General features: G+C 74.2%; 15 protein-coding genes. 12 read left to right on the top strand and 3 right to left on the bottom strand.

Annotation, left to right across the window (positions count from 1 at the left end; translation table 11 throughout):
• Window positions 1-6: 6 nt before the first annotated feature.
• A complete protein-coding gene (locus tag ACVW07_RS09860; protein WP_456819071.1) occupies window positions 7-5,103 on the top strand; it encodes a hypothetical protein in 5,097 nt (1,698 codons plus the stop codon).
• A gap of 34 nt (window positions 5,104-5,137) precedes the next feature.
• Window positions 5,138-5,686: a HEAT repeat domain-containing protein gene (locus tag ACVW07_RS09855; protein ID WP_456819070.1), complete on the top strand. Its 549-nt coding sequence runs from the start codon at window positions 5,138-5,140 to the stop codon at window positions 5,684-5,686.
• A 128-nt stretch (window positions 5,687-5,814) separates the two neighbouring features.
• On the opposite strand, the gene ACVW07_RS09850 is transcribed toward ACVW07_RS09855, so the two are convergent.
• Complete coding sequence (locus tag ACVW07_RS09850; protein ID WP_456819069.1) at window positions 5,815-6,438, bottom strand: response regulator transcription factor; 624 nt, start codon at window positions 6,436-6,438, stop codon at window positions 5,815-5,817.
• Window positions 6,439-6,608: 170 nt separating this feature from the next.
• On the opposite strand from ACVW07_RS09850, the gene ACVW07_RS09845 reads away from it, so the two are divergent.
• From ACVW07_RS09845 to ACVW07_RS09830, 4 genes are all read left to right on the top strand, one after another.
• Complete coding sequence (locus ACVW07_RS09845) at window positions 6,609-7,952, top strand: COG1470 family protein (RefSeq protein ID WP_456819068.1); 1,344 nt, start codon at window positions 6,609-6,611, stop codon at window positions 7,950-7,952.
• 19 nt (window positions 7,953-7,971) lie between these two features.
• Window positions 7,972-8,283: a PAAR domain-containing protein gene (locus tag ACVW07_RS09840; RefSeq protein WP_456821060.1), complete on the top strand. Its 312-nt coding sequence runs from the start codon at window positions 7,972-7,974 to the stop codon at window positions 8,281-8,283.
• A gap of 448 nt (window positions 8,284-8,731) precedes the next feature.
• Window positions 8,732-10,753: a penicillin-binding transpeptidase domain-containing protein gene (locus ACVW07_RS09835; RefSeq protein WP_456819067.1), complete on the top strand. Its 2,022-nt coding sequence runs from the start codon at window positions 8,732-8,734 to the stop codon at window positions 10,751-10,753.
• Window positions 10,750-10,920 carry a hypothetical protein gene (locus ACVW07_RS09830; protein WP_456819066.1) on the top strand — a complete coding sequence of 57 codons (171 nt, stop codon included), beginning with the start codon at window positions 10,750-10,752 and terminating at the stop codon, window positions 10,918-10,920. The genes ACVW07_RS09835 and ACVW07_RS09830 overlap by 4 nt, the downstream gene beginning before the upstream one ends.
• Window positions 10,921-10,925: 5 nt before the next feature.
• Here ACVW07_RS09830 and ACVW07_RS09825 read toward each other — a convergent pair whose 3' ends face one another.
• Window positions 10,926-12,908: an amino acid transporter gene (locus ACVW07_RS09825; protein WP_456819065.1), complete on the bottom strand. Its 1,983-nt coding sequence runs from the start codon at window positions 12,906-12,908 to the stop codon at window positions 10,926-10,928.
• A gap of 307 nt (window positions 12,909-13,215) precedes the next feature.
• On the opposite strand from ACVW07_RS09825, the gene ACVW07_RS09820 reads away from it, so the two are divergent.
• The 6 genes from ACVW07_RS09820 to ACVW07_RS09795 all read left to right on the top strand — a co-directional run bounded on the left by ACVW07_RS09820 (window position 13,216) and on the right by ACVW07_RS09795 (window position 19,596).
• Window positions 13,216-14,163 (top strand): aldo/keto reductase, encoded by a 948-nt coding sequence (locus ACVW07_RS09820; protein WP_456819064.1) that lies wholly within the window; start codon window positions 13,216-13,218, stop codon window positions 14,161-14,163.
• Between the two features lie 17 nt (window positions 14,164-14,180).
• Window positions 14,181-15,047, top strand: a complete 867-nt coding sequence (locus ACVW07_RS09815; RefSeq protein ID WP_456819063.1) for an NAD-dependent epimerase/dehydratase family protein — start codon at window positions 14,181-14,183, stop codon at window positions 15,045-15,047.
• A 21-nt stretch (window positions 15,048-15,068) separates the two neighbouring features.
• Window positions 15,069-16,016, top strand: a complete 948-nt coding sequence (locus ACVW07_RS09810; RefSeq protein WP_456819062.1) for a GNAT family N-acetyltransferase — start codon at window positions 15,069-15,071, stop codon at window positions 16,014-16,016.
• 135 nt (window positions 16,017-16,151) lie between these two features.
• Entirely contained in the window at window positions 16,152-16,766 is a 615-nt protein-coding gene (locus ACVW07_RS09805) for a DUF6318 family protein (RefSeq protein ID WP_456819061.1), read from the top strand.
• 368 nt (window positions 16,767-17,134) lie between these two features.
• A complete protein-coding gene (locus tag ACVW07_RS09800; protein ID WP_456819060.1) occupies window positions 17,135-18,334 on the top strand; it encodes a semialdehyde dehydrogenase in 1,200 nt (399 codons plus the stop codon).
• Entirely contained in the window at window positions 18,331-19,596 is a 1,266-nt protein-coding gene (locus tag ACVW07_RS09795; protein ID WP_456819059.1) for an NAD(P)/FAD-dependent oxidoreductase, read from the top strand. Before ACVW07_RS09800 ends, ACVW07_RS09795 begins: the two co-directional genes overlap by 4 nt.
• Window positions 19,597-19,667: 71 nt before the next feature.
• Here the strand turns inward: ACVW07_RS09795 and ACVW07_RS09790 are convergent, their stop codons facing one another.
• A complete protein-coding gene (locus ACVW07_RS09790) occupies window positions 19,668-20,654 on the bottom strand; it encodes a LacI family DNA-binding transcriptional regulator (RefSeq protein WP_456821059.1) in 987 nt (328 codons plus the stop codon).
• Window positions 20,655-20,741 lie beyond the last annotated feature (87 nt).

The following is a 20,741-nucleotide window of genomic DNA, read 5'->3' as shown; positions in this document are numbered from 1 at the left end:
GGTGCAGTGCCCCACTCTCACGAGCCCGCGCTGACCGACGACGCCGGCCGCGAGCGCGCCCGGCGTCCACCTGACCACGTCACCGCCGGACCCCGTCCGGCCACCGCCGAGGCGACCGACCGGGATGCGGCGGCTCGCCCGCCCGCCACCCTGTCGCGTGCCGCGGTCCAGCGGTTGCAGCACCTCGCGGGGAACCGGGCGGTGGCGCGACTGGTCCGTCCGCCGGGAGAGCGGGACGCGGGCGCGACCGCCGGTGCCTCGGAGCTGTCCGCGGGCACCGCCGCGGCCGAGGTCGGGACGACGGGCCACTCCGGCGCCGAGGTCGAGGCGGCGAACCCCTCGCCTCCCGCGCCGCCGGGAACGGGAGGCGGTGCGTCTCCCCGGGCACCGTCGGGGCCGGGGGCGCGTCCCGGTGCGGGCGGCGGAGCCTCTGCTGTCGAGCCGGTGGAGGCCGGCGCAGCAACCACCGAGGTGGCGACGCCGGGCGCGACGCACGACGCGACGCACGGCGCGGCGCACGACGGGACGGCGGCGTCCGGCACGTCGGCCGGTCCGGCGCCCACCAGGCCGACTGCGCTCCCGGGCGCCGGTTCCGCGGTGCTTCCGGCCGCCGGTTCTGCGGTGCTTCCGGCCGCCGGTTCCGCGGCGCTTCCGGCCGTCGACTCCGCGGTGCCTCCCGCCACCGACTCGGCAGTGCTCCCCGCCGCGGCCGGGTCCGCGGTGCTCCCGGCCGTCGACTCCGCGGTGGGCACGTCGACGACGGCGGGCACGTCACCGTCGGTGCCGGGCGTCGCGACCCCGCCGGGAGCGGCACCGCCCACCCTCGAGCAGCGGGAGGCGCCCCGGCCCGTCCTCGTGCCACCACCCGCCGAGGCGCGCAGTGCGGTGGCCGCCACCGGTCCGGCACCCGCTCCCGCGACGGCTCCGGAGGTGGCGGCGCAGGACCGGCCGGTCCCCCAGGCGGGGGCCGCTCCCACGGTGGAGTCGAGCGGCGGCGGCGACGACACCGGCGGTGCTCCGACCCCGGCGCCCGGTCTCGGCGACGCCGAGCTCGCGGTGCTGGACGAGAGCGTCTCGTCGGGGGGTCCCTCCACGGCGACCGAACAGGCGGGGGGCGAGGGGTCGTCGGGCGCGCCGGACGCCGCGGCCGGACCGGCGTCTGCTGCCGCGCCGTCCGCCGACGTGGCCCCGGCGGTCGAACCGGAGGCCGCCGAGGCAGGCCCGGCGGCGCAGCCGGAGGCCGCCGACGTGGGCCCGGCGCCCGAGCCGGAGGCCGCCGACGCGGGTCCTGCGGCCGAGCCGGAGACCGCCGACGCAGGTCCGGTGGCCCAGCCGGTGGCTGCCGACGCAGGTCCGGTGGCCGTCGCGAGCCCGGTGACCGGAACCGGGCCGGAGGCCGCCGACGCCGGCGGAACCGCCGCCCCCGAGGCGGCCGAGCCCGCAGGTTCGGACCAGGCCGAGACCGCCGCGGCGCAGGAGGCGGTCGGCGCGGGCGCCCAGGCGGAGGTCGACGAGGCGTCGTCGGGTGCACCGGAGCCCGCAGAGGGTGGCGGCGGGGGAGGCGGGGGCGCGGCCGTCGAGGAGCCGACCGTGGCCGCACCTCCGGACGTGTCGTCCGCACCGCCGGAGCAGGCGATGGCGATCGTCGGGTCCCTGCGGCCGACGCAGATGGCGGCGACTCTGGGCGGCGTGGAGGCGGCCGCCGGGGGAGCCGTCGCGCAGGAGCAGGCGCGGCTCGCGGCCGCCCCGCCGAAGCACACGCCGCTGGCGGGCATGACGGCTGCCGGCGCCGCGTCCGACCAGGTCCCGGCCACGGCGGCGGCCGGGACGGCGCAGGTGGCGAAGGTCGCCCCGGGAGCGGCCGTGCCGGTGCCCGCACCTGCACCGCTGCCCGCTGCCGGCCCGGCTCCGGTGGCACGGGTGGCCCCACCGCCGCTCCCGGTGGCAGCGGAGGGCGGGCTCACCGAGGAAGGTGCCCGGGACCTGGCCGCGTCGATCGACCGGATGCCGACGCGCGACCCCGGCGCCGCTCTGACGCCGGGACCGCCGCCGAGCCTCGCGCTCGCCGGTGAGGCGGATCCGGGGCAGGTCCGCGACCAGCAGGCGCACCTCGCTCAGGGCGCAGCGCACGCCCAGGCGGAGGGGGCACGGGACGCGGCCGAGCCGATGGGCGAGGACGCGGTGCGGCCCACCGTGCCGGTCGAGACGATCGAGGCCGACGTCGGCGCGCCAGGAGCCGCCGGCGGGGGTGGTCCCGCCGGTCCGGCGGCGGCCGGCGGCCCGGGCGGTGGCGGCGGCGAGGCGGCAGGGGACGACGTCGCGGTCGACGCGGTCGTCGAGGAGCAGCAGGGCCCGGCGGTGCGCGCCGCGGCGTCGGCGGGCGCTGCGCAGATGACGGCCGTCAAGCAGCAGCACGCGCAGCAGGAGACCGCGCGTCGCGACCAGGCCGGCCAGGAGGTAGCCGCGCTCGAGGCGGAGCACGCGCAGGCGGAGCAGGCCCAGCGCACCAGCCTGAGGGCGGACGTCTCGAACCAGCGGACCCAGTGGAGGGGAGAGCAGTCGACGCTCGTCGCGGGGGCGGACGCCGAGGCGCAGACCGTCACGGCGGGCGCCGCGCAGACGGTGACGGCCGAGCAGTCCCGGGCCCGGACGGAGGCCGGCCAGGCGCACGCGGCGGGCGCGCAGGAGGCGGCGCAGGCCCGCCAGGAAGGTGAGCGCGAGGCCGCGCAGCAGCGCGCCCAGGCCAGGAACGAGAGCGGCGGCGGCGGGTTCTTCGGCTGGGTCGCGTCGAAGGCGTCGGCCCTGTTCGACAAGGTGAAGGCCGGGATCTCGGCGGCGTTCGAGAAGGCCCGACAGGCGGTGCGGGCGGCCGTCGAGAAGGCGCAGCAGCTCGCCACCGCGATCATCGAGAAGGCCCGGCAGGCGGTCGTCGCGGCCATCAGGCTCGCCGGGTCCGCGCTGATGGCCATCGGCGACCGGCTCCTGGCCGCGTTCCCCGCGCTCCGTGACCGGTTCCGGAACGCGATCCGCGCGGCCGTGCAGCGTGCGGAGGCGGCCGTCAACCGGCTCGCCGAGGGCCTGAAGAACGGCGTCAAGGCCGCGCTCGGGCTCCTCGGGCGGGCCCTCACCGCGCTCATCAGCGGCCTCGAGGCCGGTCTCAAGGCTGCCGTGAGCGCCGTCGCGGCCGCCGTCAACGGCGCCATCAATGCCGCTCGTGCGGCGCTCGCGGCGATCGGTGCGTTCCTCGCGATCGCCAAGGACGTGGCCGCGAACCCGGGCGCCTGGCTGCGCAACCTCGGTGCGGCCGTCGTCGACGGCATCCGCAACCACCTGTGGAAGGCGCTGAAGACCGCCGTCAAGACGTGGTTCAACGCCAAGGTCGAGCAGGTGCTCGGGCTCGGCACGGCCGTCTGGAACCTGCTGACCAAGGGCGGCATCTCGATCGCGAAGATCGGCGCGATGGCCTGGGAGGGCATCAAGTCGGCCATCCCGCCGGCGCTCATCGGGTTGCTCGTGGAGAAGCTGGTGTCGATGATCGTGCCGGCCGCCGGCGCCGTGCTCGCGATCGTCCAGGGCCTGCAGGCCGCCTGGGGCACCGTCAGCCAGATCCTGCAGGCGATGGACAAGTTCGTCGCGTTCCTGCGGGCGGTGAAGTCCGGCCAGGGAGGTCCGGCGTTCGCGGACGTCGTCGCCGCGGCGGCGATCACCGTCGTCGACTTCGTCTCGAACTGGCTGCTCGCCCGCCTGGCGAAGGGCGCGAGCAAGGTCGCCGGGAAGATCCGCGAGATCGCCAAGAAGATCGGTGCGGCGCTGAAGAAGGTCGTGAAGCGGATCGGTGGGGCCCTCAAGAAGCTCGGCAAGAAGATCGGCGACAAGCTCAAGGCCGCCCGCGACAAGTTCAACGCGTGGCGTGAGCGCCGCCGGCAGAAGAAGGGCGGCGGCACCCAGGACGACCAGGCGAAGAAGCAGCAGCGCCTCGACAAGGCCGTGACCGCGATCAGGCCGGCGGTCGAACGGCTGCTCGCGAAGGGCGTCTCGAAGCTCCGGCTCAGGGCCCAGCTGCTGTGGTGGAAGACCCGCTACCGCCTGACCTCGCTCACCATCAGCGAGGGCACGCCGGTCCGCATCACCGCGACCGTCAACCCCAAGGCCGACGTCGCGCAGGCCGTGAAGATCGTCGGGGGCGAGCTGAGCCGCATCCTGGCCGAGGTCGGCGAGCAGCTCATGCAGGACGCCGCGGTCCGCGGGGAGGTGGAGCGCATCAACCGCGACCGTCAGGCCGGCAAGGGCATCGTCGACCGCGACACGGGCGTCCCGCCCGAGGGGCCGCGCACCGCCCAGTCGCCGGCAGCGGAGTCCGCCGCGCTCGCCGGTGTCGAGGGCGGTACGCAGCGCGCCATGGGCGAGCGGGAGCACATCGAGATGGTGCCGGGCGTCGTCGTGCCGGAGCGGCAGTCGTACAGCTCGGCGGCGGGGCACATCGAGACGGACTTCGGCGAGGGCAGCACCGGTCGCTACCTCAACCCCACCAAGCAGAAGCCGGCCAAGACGCTGCGCGACCTGCCCGACATCCTCCAGTCGCTGCGCGACGTCCGCCGCGCCGGCATCGACGACGTCCAGATGCGCGACGCGATGCTCGACATCATGGCCGGCCGGCGCCCCTCGCACGCGGCGTTCAACGGGCCGGAGGGCGAGGAGCGGCTCAGGATGCTCGCGGCCACGACCCGGCTGGTCACCACGGTCGAGCCCGGCCGGCACTCGGCGGCGCACGCGACGACGTTCATGAACCTGAGCGTCGTGGGGGAGAACGGCACCTCGCTGGAGGAGGCCGTCACGCGCGCCAACCCGATGTCGCCGACGGGCGCCGGGCAGCAGGCGCGCGCGTCACGCACACCTCCCGAGGCTCGCAAGGCGGCGGAGCAGTTCGACGCGCGCAAGCACGCCAAGCGCGAGGCCGAGGTCACCAAGGCCTACCTGTCGATGCTGATGACGACCGAGCAGCTGGTGTTCTCCAGCACGGACCAGTGCGTCAAGTGGATCCGCGAGCACTTCCGCGACCACCTGGTGGCCCGATTGCGGGGGACGATGTGGCCGGGCGGCTGACCGGGCGGCACGGGACGGACGACGAGGAGCGGTGATGGACGACGAGCGGTACCTGACGCCGCGGCGCGGTGCGTCGTGGGACGAGATCGGTGCGGCCGTCGAGAGCCTCGGCGGCGCGGTGGCCGACCCGGTGGACGAGGACACGCTGTTCGAGTGGGCCCTGCCGGGCGCGACCGTCCGGCTGTTCGACGACGTGGCCCTCCGCGTCGAGCAGCTCGCCGTGAGCGGGGTCCGCCGGGACGAGGTCGCCGACGAGCTGGCGCGCAGGGTCCCCTGCTACGCGCCGGTGGACGTCCCGGCCCTCGTCGCCGGCGCCGCCGGGACGCCCGAGCTGCGGCACGCGCTCGGGGTGCTCGGCGCCGTCGCACCGCCGACCGCGGACCCGGAGCTGCTGGGCGTGCTCCGTCGCGCGCTGACACATCCCGACCCCGAGGTCCGCGCGGCGGCCGCGCTGGCGGCCAGCGTCCCGCGCTGGCCGGAGCTGCGCGCGGACGTCGAACGCCTCACCCGGGACGACGACGAGGACGTCAGCGACCTCGCCGTCGCCGTGCTCGGCACCTTCGAGCCGCCCGCGCCGGCCTGAGGACCGCTCGCCGCGCCGGCCTGACGACCGCTCGCCGCGCCGGCCTGACGACCGCTCGCCGACCGGCCTCACGACCGCTCGCCAACCCGGCCTGACGACAGCTCGCCGTCAGGCCGGCGGCGGCAGGCTCAGATCAGCCCCTCCCGCAGGGCGTAGGCCACGGCGTGCGACCGGTTGCGCAGCTGCAGGCGCGTCGTCACGTCGTGCAGCACGTTCTTGACGGTCCGCTCGGAGTAGGCGAGCTCGCGGGCGATCTCCGAGGTGTCGAACCCGTCGGCGATGAGCCGCAGCACCTCGATCTCGCGGGACGCCAGCCCGGTGAACGTCAGCCCTCGGGGGCGGAGCACCTGCCGCTGCAGGGTGCCCACCTGGTCGAGGAGGCGGCCCAGCAGGTCCGGCGGCACGCTGCCCTCACCCGTCGCGGCACCGCAGATCACCCGGACGAGCCGGTCGGGCGTCGCCTCGCTGCGCCGGACGAGCCCGAGGACGCCCGCTTCGACGGCCGTCACCACGTCACCGTCCTCGAGCCGGCCGGCCACGAGCACCGCCTGGCTCGGGGTCTGCCTTCGGACCATCCGCACGAGTCTCAGCGCGTCCTCGTCGACCGCGTCGGCGACCACGACGGCCACCTGCGACGACGCCGCCTCGTCCGACGTGAGCACGCGCACCTCCGGCCGCGGCCGCAGCGCGCTCACCACACCCGCCTCCGAGATCGGGTCCCGCGCGCTGACCCACACCGCGACTCGTTCCATGACGTGCCCCCTGCCCCCTGTCATCCGGCCCCCCCGGATGCTCGTCCGGACAGCGTGCAGGGGCGCACTGATCGTGCAGTCAACATCGGCTCAACGGGCAGGACCGTTGCCCCATCGGCCCGTCCGCGGGACCGTCGTGCCCGGGCCCGTCGAGCCGTACGGTGCCGAGCATGACGACGACGGCAAAGCTGGACTCGGCGCGCGTGGAGCTCTCGCCCGGCACCGAGGCTGTGGTGCCGCTGCACATCCGCAACACGGGCACGACGGTCGAGGGTTACCGGATCGAGGTGCTCGGTGCGCCCGCGGCGTGGACCACGATCGAGCCTGCGGTGATCGACGGGCTCTACCCGGACACGTCCACGACGGCGACCATCCGGTTCGCGCCGCCGCGGTCGGCGACCGTGCCCGCGGGGCCCCTCGACTTCGGCATCCGGGTGGTCCCGTTCGAGCATGTCGACGAGACGGTCATCCCCGAGGGCGTCGTCGAGGTGCTGCCGTTCCTGGACACCACGGCCGAGCTGCTGCCCCGCACGTCGCACGGTCGGCGGGGCGCGAAGCACCGGGTCGCGTTCGACAACCGCGGCAACGTCCCCGTCACGGTGACCCTGATGGCGATCGACGAGCAGAACGCGCTGGACTACCGCATCCGGCCGCAGCTGCTCACCGTCGGCCCGGGGGAGGCCGCCTTCTCCGACGTGCGCGTCAAGCCCGCGCGGAGCATCTGGCGCGGCCCGGACGTGACCCACCCGTTCACGGTCACGGCCGCCGCCGAGAACACCACCCCGGTGCTGCTCGACGGCGCCCACGTGCAGACCGCGATCATCCCGAAGTGGTTCTTCAAGGCCCTCCTCGCGCTGCTGGCCCTCCTGGCCCTCCTCGCGCTGCTGTGGTTCACGCTGCTGAAGCCGACGATCGAGTCGGCCGCGAAGTCGTCCGTGGAGGACGAGGTCGCCCAGGCGAACAAGGCGGCCGCCGACGCGCAGGAGGCCGCGACCGCCGCGCAGGCGGGCTCGGCGCAGGCCGCGCAGGCGGCAGCCGCCGCGCAGGAGCAGACGGCGAAGGTGGAGGACCTCACGAAGGCCCTGCCGATCACACCGACCGAGCTGTTCACGCCGACGGTGGCGCGCCTCACCACCACGGACGTGGCGCCCGGCGCCAAGGACACCGACGAGTTCGTGGTGCCCACCGGCAGCACCCTGCGCGTCACGGACCTCGTGCTCAACAACCCGCAGGGCGACTTCGGCACCATGACGATCTCCGTGGTGCCGGCGGACGGTGGGACACCGGCGACGCTGATCGAGGTGGCGCTGGAGAACTTCCGGGACAACGACTACCACTTCCAGACGCCGATCCTGGTGCCGTCCGACGGCGCCTTCCAGATCGAGGTCGCCTGCCGGACCGTCGGCACCCCGCCGGACGGCACCCCGCCGCCGACCGCGTGCAACGAGGCGCTCGTGTTCAGCGGCACCCTGTCCACCCCGGCCCCGCCGCCGGCCGCACCGGCCGCACCGTGAGGGGCTGACCGCCGTGCCGATGGGACCGGCGCTGCGCGTGGGTGACGTGGCCCTCTGCCCGCTGATGGACGGACCGAAGCCGCACGTCGGCGGGCCGATCACGCCGGCGGCCGCGGTGATGACGGTGCTCATCGGCGGCCAGCCCGCCGCCGTGGCGAACAACATGCCCGGGTCGATCCCGTGCATCTCGCCCGCGCCGAACGGGATCGCGATGGGCAGCGTGACGGTGCTGATCGGCAACTTCCCGGCCGCCCGCCTCGCCGACCTGAGCATGCACGGCACCCCGGTCGCCCCGGGCCCGGGCTGCCCGACGGTCATCATCGGCGGCTGACCCGCCCGCCCGCCCGTCCGCCCGCGAGACCGGCACTTCCAGGCGAGACCGGCACCTCGGACTGCCGTTCTCGCCCCGGAGCGCGGGTCTCGGCCGTCCCGGCCCTCGGCGGGCGGGTCGCCCGCGCACCGCCCGCACTCCTCCCGCGTGGGGAGGAAGGGTGAAGGGTTCCTCATACCGGTCACCCGTGGCCGCGGACCCTGGCACGCTCGCCACGTGCCGTGGGCTGCCGTCCCTCGGCGGCGGAATCGGGTCGCGCTCGACGCCCCGTCGCGTCACGATGCGTTCCGCCGGCCGTGCGCGAGCAGCGCGGTCGGGTACGGACCGGCCGACGAGGGCCGAGCACTGACCGGCCGACGCGGTCGGGTACCGACCGGCCGACGAGGGCCGGGCACGAGAGGACACGATGACGTTCGCAAGCCGACGCCCTGACCGACAGGCGTGCGCCATGCCTGACGCGGCGGGAGCGGTCCTGCCGCCCCTGCCGGACCGACCGCGCCGCCCGGGGTCGAGGCGCCGGCTCGTCGCCGTGGGCGCCGTCGGTGCGCTCGTCGCGGCCGGGCTCGCCGCGTGCTCGTCGCAGCCCCCGGGACCTGAGGAGGCGGCCAAGGCCCTGGCCTCCGCCCTGAGCTCGGGCAGCTTCACGGCCGTCGAGTTCGCGGACGGCTCGGGCGACGCGGCAGCGGCCGCCGCGGCCCGGACGGAGGCCTACGAGGCGCTCGCGCCTCTCGAGCCGAAGGTCACCATGGAGTCCGCGAAGCGCCCGAAGGACGACCCGGACACTGCCACGGCCACGCTGGCGTTCAGGTGGGACATCGACGACACGGACGACGACTGGACGTACACGACGACCGCCCACCTCGCGCGCGACACGAAGGACGAGAAGGTGTGGCGGGTCGCCTGGGCGCCCGCGCTCCTCGCGCCCGACCTCGTGACGGGCGAGAAGCTCGTGACCACGCGGGTCTCGGCCGAGCGGGGCAACGTGCTCGGCGCCGGTGGCGGTGCGGTGCTCGTCGAGCCTCGCCAGGTGTGGCGGATCGGCGTCGACAAGACGCACACGGACGCCGCCGGTCAGGACGCCGCGGCCCGTGGTCTGGCCGCGGCCCTCGAGCTCGACGTCGAGGCGTACGCCGCGAAGGTGGCCGCCGCCGGGCCGAAGGCGTTCGTCGAGGCGATCACCGTCCGTGAGGGCGACCCGTCGTACGACGTGCCCGCCCTCACCGCGCTCCCGGGAGTGGGTGCGGTCGCCGACGAGCTGCCGCTGGCGCCGACCCGGGGGTTCGCCCGTCCGATCCTCGGTACGGTCGGCCCCGCGACCGCGGAGATCGTCGACAAGTCGGGGGGCGCCATCGCCGCGGGGGACCTGGCAGGTCTCAGCGGTCTGCAGCGTCAGTTCGACGCGCAGCTGCGGGGGTCGCCGGGCGTCACCGTCAGTGCCGTGTCGGCCGACGGCGCCGTGAAGCGGGAGCTGTTCGTCAAGGAGTCCGTGCCGGGCACCCCGCTGGTCACCACCCTCGACCCCACCCTGCAGCAGACCGCCGAGGACATCCTCGCGGGGGTGGGTCCGGCGAGCGCGATCGTGGCGCTGCGACCGTCGACCGGAGACGTGCTCGCCGCCGCCAGCGGTCCGGGTGGCGAGGGCATGTCCACCGCGACCCTGGGCCAGTTCGCCCCCGGCTCCACGTTCAAGGTCGCGTCCGCGCTGGCGCTGCTGCGCGGGGGGATGACGGCGGACAGCACCGTCACCTGCCCGGCGACGACCTCGGTGGACGGGCGCTCGTTCACGAACTTCCCGGGCTACCCCACCGCCAAGCTGGGGGACGTGCCGCTGCAGACGGCGTTCGCCAACTCGTGCAACACGGCGTTCATCGGGGCCCGGGACGCGGCCGACCAGAACGCGCTCATCGACGCGGCGGGCTCCCTGGGCCTCGTGCCCGACGCCGACCTCGGCTTCCCCGCGTTCCTCGGCGCGGTGCCGGCCGACTCGGACGGGACGGACCACGCCGCCTCGATGATCGGCCAGGGGCGCATCCTCGCGTCGCCGCTGGGGATGGCGACGGTCGCCGCGTCCGTCGCCGCCGGCCACACCGTCACGCCCCACCTGGTGACCCCGGCGGAGGACGTGACCGCGACGCCGTCGCCGACCGGCGACCCCGGCGACTCCGCGTCGCCGACCGTCACCCCTCGTCCCACGGTTCCGCTGACCACCGCCGAGGCGCAGACGCTCCAGAGCCTGATGCGCTCGGTGGTGACGGAGGGCGGTGCGGCCTTCCTGCAGGACGTGCCCGGGCCCGAGGTCGCGGCGAAGACCGGCACGGCCCAGTTCGGCGAGGACGGCAACCTGCAGAACCACGTCTGGATGATCGCGACCCACGGGGACCTCGCGGTCGCGGTGTTCGTCGACGTGGGCGACTACGGGTCGACGACCGCCGGACCGCTGCTCGAGCAGTTCCTGACGGCCGCCGGGTGAGCCTGGCAGGCCCCTGCGCGTCGGACGACGGCGACAGCCGGTCGCAGGACGAGCGGATGCTCGACGGCGACCGGCACCACGGTGGCGAGCGGATCGGCGCGCCGGGCGAGGGGACCACGATCCGGCCCCCGCTGTCCGTCGACTTCAACGCTGGGCAGGGCTCCTGACCCGTTCAGCCCCCGACATGGATGCCGGGTCTGCGCTCGGGGTCGGGTTCACACTCGCGGATGATCTCGCGGAGCACGGGGGCTGTGTCGCCTTGCCCGAGAAGCAGGTAGCGGAAGAGGTGTCCCAGTGGGTTGCCTTCGCTCCACTCGAGGTGGCATTGCGGCTTCACCCCGGTCGCGTCGCGCAGGGCGAGCAGGATGGCTGCGAGGGCGTTGGGGGCGGCGGGGCTTTCGGCGCGCAGGACGCGGTGCCCGTCGACGTTCAGTCCTCGCACGCGGAGGACGTCGCTGAAGGCGGACGGGTCGACGACGTCGATCTCGACGAACAGCACGTCGGCGCGACCCGGTACGGGGTTCATCCCCCGCTGTGCGGCTTCCTTCTCGGCGTACTCGGAGGCGTCGCCTGCCTGGCGCTTGTTGGCGACGAGATTGAGTGCGCCGTCGAACTCGATGGAGTCGGCGACGTACTGGCGTGCCGTCTCGTCGAACTCGATCCGGTCGGCGCGTAGCTCGGTGGTCCGCGCGACGCGCGAGACCAAGGAGATGATGATGATTCCGGCGATGAACGCCAGCGAGATGGTGATGCCGTCCGGTTGTTCCACCACGTTGGCGGCCAGTGCGTAGGAGAGCACGACGGTCAGCACCGTGTAGGCGATGGTCGGCCCCCGCCGGTGCTTGCGGGCGACCGAGATGGTCACCGCAAGGGCGCCGGAGACCATCATCGCCAGGATCCCGGTGGCGTAGGCGCCGGCCTGGGCGTTGACGTCGGCATCGAAGATGATCGTGATCAGGACGCTGACGCCGGTGTAGACCAGGACGACGGGCCGCACGGCGCGACCCCACTCCGGCGCCATCCCGTAGGAGGGGAGGTAGCGCGGCACGATGTTGATCAGTCCCGCCATGGCCGAGGCGCCTGCGAACCACAGGATCAGGATGCTGCTGATGTCGTAGGCGGTGCCGAACCCGTCCCCGAGCTGGTGGTGCGCGAGGTACGCCAGCGCACGGCCGCTCGCGGCGCCGCCGTCCTCGAACGCCGCCGGAGGGATCAGCACGGTGGTGACGAAGCTGGTCGACAGCAGGTAGACGCTCATGATCAGCGCGGCGGTGGTGAGCAGCTTGCGGGTGTTGCGCACGCGGGAGGCGAGCCGTTCTTCCGGTGTGGCACCGGATGCGGCCACGAGCGGCATCATGCTGACGCCGGTCTCGAAACCGGACAGGCCCAGAACCAGCAACGGGAACGCGATCAGTGCGGGCCCGGCGATGTCGCCGACGCCCGACCCGCCGGCGGTCAGGCGCTGCGTCCAGCCCTCGATCAGCTCCGGGTGGGCCACGATCTCCGCCACGCCGAGGACGACGACGACCGCGTTGAGCGCCAGGAAGATCGCGACGAGCGGGATGGCCACGGCGATCGCTTCGGTGAAGCCCAGGAGGAAGACGCCACCGAGGACGAGCAGCAGCACGATGGTGATCGCCACGGCGCGGCCCTGGAGGGCGTCGGGGAAGAACGGGTTCTCCAGGACGTGCACGGTCGCGTCGGCGCTGGAGAGGGTGATGGTGATGATCCACGACGTCGCGACGAACCCGAGCAGGACGAGCACCATGACCTTGCCGCGCCAGAACGGCAGCAGCCTCTCGAGCATCGCGACGGAGCCTTGTCCGTGCGGGCTCTCTTCGGCGATGCGCCGGTACATCGGGAGCATGCCCCCGAGCGTCAGGATGACGATGAGCAACGTCGCGAGCGGGGCGAGGGCTCCGGCAGCCAGCGCCGCGATGCCCGGCAGGTACGACAGGGTGGAGAAGTAGTCCACGCCGGTCAGGCACATGACCTTCCACCATGCCTGCGGTGTGGCGTCCCCCTCGCCGCTCTCGGGCCCGACGGGGTGCACCTTGTTCGCCAGCATCCACTGCCGCAGCCGGGTCGGGTGCTCCACCGCGCTCGCGGGAATCTCGACGACTGCCGGGATCGCAGACTCGCGTGCCATGTCCATGCCACTCCTACTTTTCCGTTCAGAACAAGCCTGTGGTCCCGCTACGAGCCGGGCGGCCGTCGCCGCGGCGCTCCGACGGAAGGTCGGAGCCAGACGCGGAAGCCCGCCACATCCTCACAGAGCCAGGCATCGGCCAGAGCTTTGAGCCGTGACCGGTCACGTGTGCGGGGGCAGCAACCCGATGGGGAGGGCCCCCGCCGCGCCCGCCGTGCCGCCTGAGAGGCTGCGGAGCCCGTCACGATCGGTGCCAACGTGGGGCTGGGCGGCGTGATGGGATGGGTCGACCTCGACGACGAAGGAGCTCGCGATGACGCGACCGTGGATCCGCCCTCTCGGTGGGACCGATCTCCAGGTGTCCGCCGTCTGCCTGGGCGGTGGCCCGCTCGGCAGCATGCCCCGCCTGTTCGGCCGCGACACCCCGGCGGAGGACGGCATCGCCACGGTGCTGGCGGCGCTGCACAGCCCGATCCGGTTCATCGACACGTCGAACGGGTACAGCGACGGCGAGAGCGAGCGACGCATCGGCGCGGCGCTGGCGCAGGCGGGAGGGCTCCCGGCGGACGTCGTGCTCGCGACGAAGGTGGACCCGGACGGGTCGGACTACTCGGGGGACCGCGTCCGGGCCTCCGTCCAGGAGAGCCGCGAGCGGCTGGGCCTCGACCACCTCCCGCTCGTGCACCTGCACGACCCCGAGTTCCACGACTTCGCCGAGCTGTCGGCGCCGGGCGGCGCGGTGGACGCGCTCGTCCGGCTCCGTGAGGAGGGGACGGTCGGGCGCATCGGCCTGGCGGGCGGTCGCGTGCAGGAGATCGCCAGGTACCTCGACCTCGGCGTGTTCGACGTGCTGCTGGTGCACAACCGCTGGACACTCCTCGACCGCAGCGCCGGCCCTCTCATCGAGGAGGCGCTGAGCCGAGGCATGGGTGTGCTCAACGCCGCGGTGTACGGCGGCGGCATCCTGGCCAGCCAGAGCGGCGGGCCGACGACGTACGGCTACCGGCCCGCACCGCCCGAGGTGCTCGACGCCGTGGAGCAGATGCGACGGGTGTGCGCCGCCTACGGCACGGACATCGCCACGGCCGCCCTGCAGTTCTCGGTGCGCGACGAGCGGATCTCGTCGACGATCGTCGGCATGAGCCGCCCCCAGCGGGTCGCCGAGACGGTGGACCTGGCGACCGCGCCCGTGCCGGACGCGATCTGGCCGGAGCTCGAGGCGCTGCTGCCGCCGTCGCACGCGTGGCTGGACGCCGACTGACGGCTACGGTCGGTGCCATGGGTCGCGTCGTGGTCACGGGTGGCAGCGGAAAGCTGGGCAGGGCGGTCGTCGAGCACCTCGCCGAGCACGGCTGGGACGTCGTCAACGTCGACCTCGCGCCGCCACCGCCGGGCCAGCCCGCCAGGTTCACGCTCGTGGACCTCACGGACCTGGGCCAGGTGACGGAGGCGCTCACCGGGATCGACGACCGGTACGACGGCGTCGACGCCGTGGTCCACCTGGCTGCGATCCCGGCTCCTGGCCTGCGCCCGAGCGGTGCGACGTTCGCGAACAACGTGGTCGCGACCCACCACGTGTTCAGCGCTGCCCGGCGGGCCGGCATCCGCAACGTCGTCTGGGCGTCGAGCGAGACGGTGCTGGGCCTGCCGTTCGACACGCCGCCGCCGTACGTCCCGGTCGACGAGGAGTACCCGGTCCGCCCGGAGAGCACGTACTCCCTCGGCAAGGCCGTCGAGGAGGAGATGGCCCGCCACTTCACCCGCTGGGACCCGCGGTCGAAGCTGATCGGCCTGCGGTTCTCGAACGTCATGGTCGACGAGGACTACCGGGCGTTCCCGCAGTTCACCGCGCAGGACCGGATCTGGAACCTCTGGGGATACATCGACGCGCGGGACGGCGCGCAGGCGGTGCGGCTGGCCCTGGAGAGCGACCTGACGGGGTTCGAGGCGTTCATCATCGCCGCGCCCGACACGGTGCTGGGCACCCCGTCGGCCGAGCTGGTGGCGACCCACTTCCCGGACGTCCCGGTCCGCCGCCCCATCGAGGGCCGCGAGACGCTCCTGAGCATCGACAAGGCCCGCCGCCTGCTCGGCTACGAGCCGACCCACACGTGGCGGTCCCGCCTGCCGGGCGCCCAGGTCTGACCGGCACGCGTGGAGCGCGGCGTGGGTCCGGTGCCGGAAGCGCCGCGCCGCCCCGTCGACGAGTGTCCGGCGCCGGGACCGGAGAGCCGGCCCCTCGACGTCCGCCTGGTGTGGAAGCGCTCGCCGGTGGACGACCGCCTCGTGGCCCTCGCGCGGGTGTGCCGCGCGAGGGACGGCGGGCTGCCGTTTACGGCCGACCCGGCGTGGCTCGCGCGACGCTGGGCCGGTGACTCCGTGCGCGCGGACGTCCTGGACGACAGCGGTGCGCTCGTGGGCGCTGCGGCCGTCGCCCCGGCCCCCGCGGGCGACGCGGCGACGCTCGTGGGCCTCGTCGCCCCCACGGCACGTGGCCGGGGCCTGGGCGCGCGGCTGCTCGACGCGGGCCTGGCCGAGGCGGCCCACGTCGGCGCCGCCTCGGTGGAGACGGAGGGGCTCACTGAGGACGCCCGTGCGCTGTTCGCCTCCCGCGGCCTGCGGCAGGTGTTCGCCGAGGACGTCATGAGCGTCGACCTGACCCGGACGGGCCCGCACATGCGATGGCCGGACGGTGTGGAGCTCGCCGCGTGGAGCACGCCGACCGCCGGTCGGTTCCATGCGGTGCACGAGGCCGCGTTCAAGGAGCCCGGCAGCCCGGGCCGGTCCCTGACGGAGTGGGTGCAGGCGGTCGAGGAGCCGGGCTTCCGGCCGGAGTGGTCGGTGCTGGCCCGGCTCCACGGCCGCGACGTCGGCTTCGTCACCGCCGCGGACGGGTGGATCCTGCAGGTCGGCGTCGTGCCGGAGGCGCGGGGGAAGGGGATCGGCGGCGCGCTGGTCAGCGAGTCGCTGCGCCGGATGCGCCACGACGGCGCCTCGGAGGCGTGGCTGGAGGTGGACGTCGACAACCCCGGTGCGGCAGCGCTGTACCGGCGGCTCGGGTTCGAGGAGCGGGGGCGGCGGGCACGGTTCACAGCGGTCGTGGACATGGTCTGACCGTCACGCGCTCGGTTCTGGTGGAGCGCGGGCCCCGGCGACCCGGTCCACGGTGCTGCGCCGCAGGCGCACGGTTGTCCACAGACCGCGAGATCCGCGACCCGGGACGTGTCCGCTTTCGGTAGGTTCCCCGGCATGTGGATTCGCCGGGGGCCCTTGCTGTGGACGGCGGTGGGTGTCGTCGCGCTCACCGTGGCGGGATGCACCGGCGGTCCGGCGACCGAGGGAACGACGTCTGCGGCCGCCGCGCCGACCGTCTCGAGCACCCGGTCACCCTCGACGTCGCCGACCGCGCCGGCTCCGACGGCACCTCCGGAGCGCCCGAGCGCGATGTCGGCGCCGAGTGCCGACGGTGCCGCAGCAGCGGCGGCCTACTTCGCGGCGGACCTGTACGAGTACACGTACGCAACGGGTGACGTCTCAGGATGGACCGCGCTGTCAGGTCCCGAGTGCACGTTCTGCACCGGGGTCAGCGACGACGTGGCGCGGATGTCCAGCCTCGGCCATCGAGCGAGCGACTTCTCTGTGACGGTCGCCAGCGCTACGGGGACGGAGGTCTACCCGGGCCAGTCCTACTCGGCTGACGTGAAGATCACCCAGAGCCCGTCCGAAGAGATCGACAACCTGGGATCGGTCGTCTCCAGCTCCGAGGGCGGCAGCTACTCGCTGCTGTTCGCACTTGGCTGGGACAACCAATGGGTCGTCCGGGAAGTAGACGTCCACCGTGACGACGAGGCAGCGGACGGCTGACGTGCGTCGAGCCCCTGGCCCGACCACGACACGTTCCACATCTACCAACGACCCGGCACCCGGCAGATCACCCTGACCACCACCTGGCACGGCACCTACCGCGTCGACGGCTCACCGATCTGGCGCGACGTCGACGGCACCGCCCAGACCTCCACCACCAGCCCACCGTTCGAGGTCCAAGAACGCCGATCCCACCTCGTCTCCACCCTCTGCACCGACATCCCGAAACCCGACGACTGCCGGTAGGCCGGTGCCGAACAGTCCCTTCCACCCGATACCTCCGGTATCAGGAGTCGGCTGTACGCCACCTGAGGAGTGCGACCCGCCAGGGGACGCACCCATTCGACTCCCTCGTGCCTGGAGCCACCATGAGCGCCGTCCCCTTCGCCTTCCTCGTCCATCCGCGGGCCCGGATCGCCGAGGATCTCGCGCGCGTCTGGCGCCCGCTGGGCCACCTCCCGGAGCGCTTCGTCGAGCGTGCCGTGCGCCGCCTGCCGCTGCCGCCGTTCTCGATGGCCCGCGTGCACCTGCCCGACGAGCGACCCGAGCCGGCCGGTCACGTGGTCCTGGTCCCGTTCGGGGCGCGGCACCTGCTGGACCACCCGCACGACGGTCGGGACCGGGTGAGCCGTGCGGTCGACCACGCGGTGCGGCTCGGCGCCGGCGTCGTCGGGCTGGGCGCACTGACGGCGACGGTCACCGCGGGCGGGATCACCCTCCGGGACCGGACCGACATCGGCGTCACCAACGGCAACGCGTTCACCGCGGCCGTGGTCGAGGACCAGGTGCTCGCGCTCCTCGGCGACTCGGGGCGCCGACGGGTCGCGGTGGTCGGCGCCACGGGCAGCGTCGGCACCACGCTCGTCCGCCTCCTGGCCCGGTCGCGGTCGGTCGACGAGCTCCTGCTCGTCGCCCGTGGAGCCGCGAAGCTCGACCGGCTCGCCGCGGAGATCGCCCGCCGCGTCCCGACGACCACCTCGACCGACCTACGGGACGTCCGCCGCAGCGACCTCGTCGTGCTGCTCACCGCCTCGGCGGACGCCGTGCTGCGCGCGGAGCACCTCGCCCGGGGCGCCCTCGTGCTCGACGCCACCCAGCCCCGCAACACGTCGCCCGCGCTGCTCGACGAGCGACCCGACGTGACGGTCGTGGACGGCGGCGTCGTCGCGGTCCCGGGGATGCGCCTGCGGGGCGGTGACATCGGCCTCCCGCAGGGTCACGCGTACGCGTGCTTCGCGGAGACCGCGCTCCTCGCACTGGACGGCCACCGCGGACACTTCTCGCTGGGTGTGCCGAGGCTGGAACAGGTCGACCACGTGCGGCACCTCGCCACCCGGTTCGCACGTCACGGGTTCAGCGCGGCGGCCCCGACCTCGTTCGGGCATGCCGTCCGTCCCGCCGGCCGACCCCCTGCCCGGCTCGCCGACGAGCGCACCGACTCCCGCCCCGACGAGCGCACCGACGCCCGCACCGACGCGCGCGCCGACGAGCGCACCGACCCGCGTGCCGACGCGCGCACAGACGCACACCTCGTGCCCCTCGACGATGCCGCAGTGGGCGTCCGGTGACCGGCTCGCCGGCACCCCGCCGGGTCGTCCTCCTCGGCGGCGGTTACGTGACCCTGCACGCGTACGGCGCCCTCGCACGGCGGCTGCGCCGTGACCTGCGCCGCGGGGACATCGAGGTCGTGGTGGTCAGCGCGGACGACGTGCACAACTTCCACGGCTTCACGGGTGAGGTGGCGGGGGGCCGCTTGCCGGCCGGCCTGACGCAGACCCCACTGGTCGAGGTCATGCCGCACGCCCGGGTGCTGCACGCCCGGGTCCTGCACGTCGACCTGGAGCGCCGGCTCGTCACCTACCAGCCCGTCGGCGGGCAGGAGCACGGGACTGTCGGCTACGACGCACTGGTCGTCGGCACGGGCGCCGCCGAGCCGCTCGACGCGGTTCCCGGTCTGGCGGACCGCGGCGTCACGTTACGCCGCCCGGGTGGTCTTCGGTCGCTCGTGGAGCAGGCGGCGGTCGCGGGGAACGACGGGCGTCCCGTGGTCGTGGTCGGCGGGGGACTGGCCGGCGTGGAGCTCGCCGCCGCGCTCGCGGACCGCGCCGGTCCCGGTCGTCCACCCGCCGTGGTGCTGGTGCAGGGGGACGACCGGGTGGTGCCGACGCTCCACGCCGAGCAGCCCCGGCTGGCCGAACGCTGCGTCGCGGAGCTCGCCCGACTGGCCGTCGACGTCCGCACGGGGACCCGTGTGGTCGAGGTCCGGGATCACGGCGTCACGCTGTCGGACGGGACCCGCATCCTGGCGGGGACGGTCCTGGCGACCACCGGCCAGCGCCCGGTCCCGCTGCCCGGACTGGAGCTGCTGGCCCGCGACGCGCGCGGTCGTCTCGTCACCCGGCGGGACCTGCGTGTCGCGCCCGTGTCCGGGATCTCGGGCGTCGTCTGGGCCGCCGGGGACGCGGCGGCGGTGCAGCATCCGCGCTCGGCCGTACCCGTGCCCGCGAACGCGCTGTGGGCCATCAAGGCCGGGGACCAGGTGGGCAGGAACATCGCACGCACCCTGCAGGGGAGGCCAGGGAGACCTTTCCGCTACCGTGGTCTAGGGCAGGCGGCGTCGTTCGGCACGGGTCGTGGGGTGGCCGACCTGTACGGACTACCGATCACGGGGTGGGCGGCATGGCTGATGCGCCTCGGGTTCTTCCTGCGGTTCATGCCGTCACGCTCCCGGGCGTTGCGGGTCCCGTTCGCGCTCGCGCGATCGCGTTCGGGCAGGTCACCGCGTGGTGTGCCCCATACCGTGGCGGAGCCGGCGAGGTCGGGCTCCTAGCCTCGTGTACCGCTGACCTCCCGGGCGGGCCGCACAGGTTCGTCGCGCAAGGTCGTCGCGTGACGACGAGGTCAGCGGGTGCGGGGCGGTGCGCAGGACGAGCGCTCGACGAGCGCCGTGGGCAGCCGGCTGTGCGTGCTGCGCTCCTTGCCGTCGATCAGGTCGACGAGCATGCGCAGGGCCTCGGCGCCCATCTGCTGCAGCGGCTGGCTGATCGTGGTGAGCGGCGGGGTCGCCATCGCGGACTCGGGCACGTTGTCGAACCCGATCACCGACAGGTCTTCGGGCACGCGCAGCCCGAGCGAACGGGCGACCTCCATCACCCGGATGGCGGAGAGGTCGTTCGCGGCGAACACGCCGGTGGGCGGCTCAGGCTGCGACAGCAGCTCGCGGGCGGGCTGGTCCGCGGTCTCGGGCCGGTAGCCGCCGACGAGCACGAGGTGCTCGTCCACCGTGACGCCCGCTCCCGCCATCGCGTGCCGGAAACCGGCCTCACGCAGCGTCGCGGACTCGAGATCCGGGCGGCCTCCGAGGAACCCGATGCGGCGGTGGCCGAGGCTCAGCAGGTGCTCGGTGGCGAGGACGGCACCGCCGAAGCTGTCCGCATCGACGGTCGGCAGACCCGACGGACCGGTGTGCGGGTCGACGGCCACAACGGGCACTCCGGGCACGGCCTCTACGACCGTTGGAGTGACAATGACGGCGCCGTCGATCAGCGTGCCGGACAGCCGCGAGAGGTACCGGCGCTCCCATCCGACGTCCGCTCCACCGACTCCGGCACCCGAGTAGGCGAGCAGCTCGTAGCCCGTCGGGCCGACCGCACCCGAGGCTCCTTTGAGGAGCTCGGCGCTGTACGGCTCGAACTCCGCGACGAGGATCCCGAGGACGTTCGTGCGGTAACTGCGCAGGCTACGGGCACCGAGGCTCGTCTCGTACCCGAGCTCGTCGATGACTTCCTGGACGCGGGTCAGGGTGCTCTGGGCCACGCCGTACCGACCGTTCACGACCTTCGACACGGTCGCGACGGAGACGCCGGCGATCTGGGCGACGTCGGCCATCTTCACTCGGGGGGTCGGCTCCACGTCGGCGAGCATAATGCATCAGTTCGATAACGTTCTCGATAACGTTTTTGACATGTTGGCAAC

The organism is Cellulomonas sp. URHB0016 (assembly GCF_054057935.1).
Note: the sequence above shows the minus strand (reverse complement) of the source record. Positions and strands in the feature narration are given on the sequence as shown.

Bases quoted from the DNA above. Each gene is read 5' to 3' on its own strand.
- ACVW07_RS09845 (WP_456819068.1), top strand. From the start codon at position 6,609: ATGACGACGACGGCAAAGCTGGACTCGGCGCGCGTGGAGCTCTCGCCC.
- ACVW07_RS09790 (WP_456821059.1), bottom strand. From the start codon at position 20,654: ATGGCCGACGTCGCCCAGATCGCCGGCGTCTCCGTCGCGACCGTGTCG.
- ACVW07_RS09840 (WP_456821060.1), top strand. From the start codon at position 7,972: ATGGGACCGGCGCTGCGCGTGGGTGACGTGGCCCTCTGCCCGCTGATG.
- ACVW07_RS09850 (WP_456819069.1), bottom strand. From the start codon at position 6,438: ATGGAACGAGTCGCGGTGTGGGTCAGCGCGCGGGACCCGATCTCGGAG.
- ACVW07_RS09855 (WP_456819070.1), top strand. From the start codon at position 5,138: ATGGACGACGAGCGGTACCTGACGCCGCGGCGCGGTGCGTCGTGGGAC.
- ACVW07_RS09815 (WP_456819063.1), top strand. From the start codon at position 14,181: ATGGGTCGCGTCGTGGTCACGGGTGGCAGCGGAAAGCTGGGCAGGGCG.
- ACVW07_RS09825 (WP_456819065.1), bottom strand. From the start codon at position 12,908: ATGGACATGGCACGCGAGTCTGCGATCCCGGCAGTCGTCGAGATTCCC.
- ACVW07_RS09835 (WP_456819067.1), top strand. From the start codon at position 8,732: ATGCCTGACGCGGCGGGAGCGGTCCTGCCGCCCCTGCCGGACCGACCG.
- ACVW07_RS09820 (WP_456819064.1), top strand. From the start codon at position 13,216: ATGACGCGACCGTGGATCCGCCCTCTCGGTGGGACCGATCTCCAGGTG.
- ACVW07_RS09800 (WP_456819060.1), top strand. From the start codon at position 17,135: ATGAGCGCCGTCCCCTTCGCCTTCCTCGTCCATCCGCGGGCCCGGATC.
- ACVW07_RS09805 (WP_456819061.1), top strand. From the start codon at position 16,152: ATGTGGATTCGCCGGGGGCCCTTGCTGTGGACGGCGGTGGGTGTCGTC.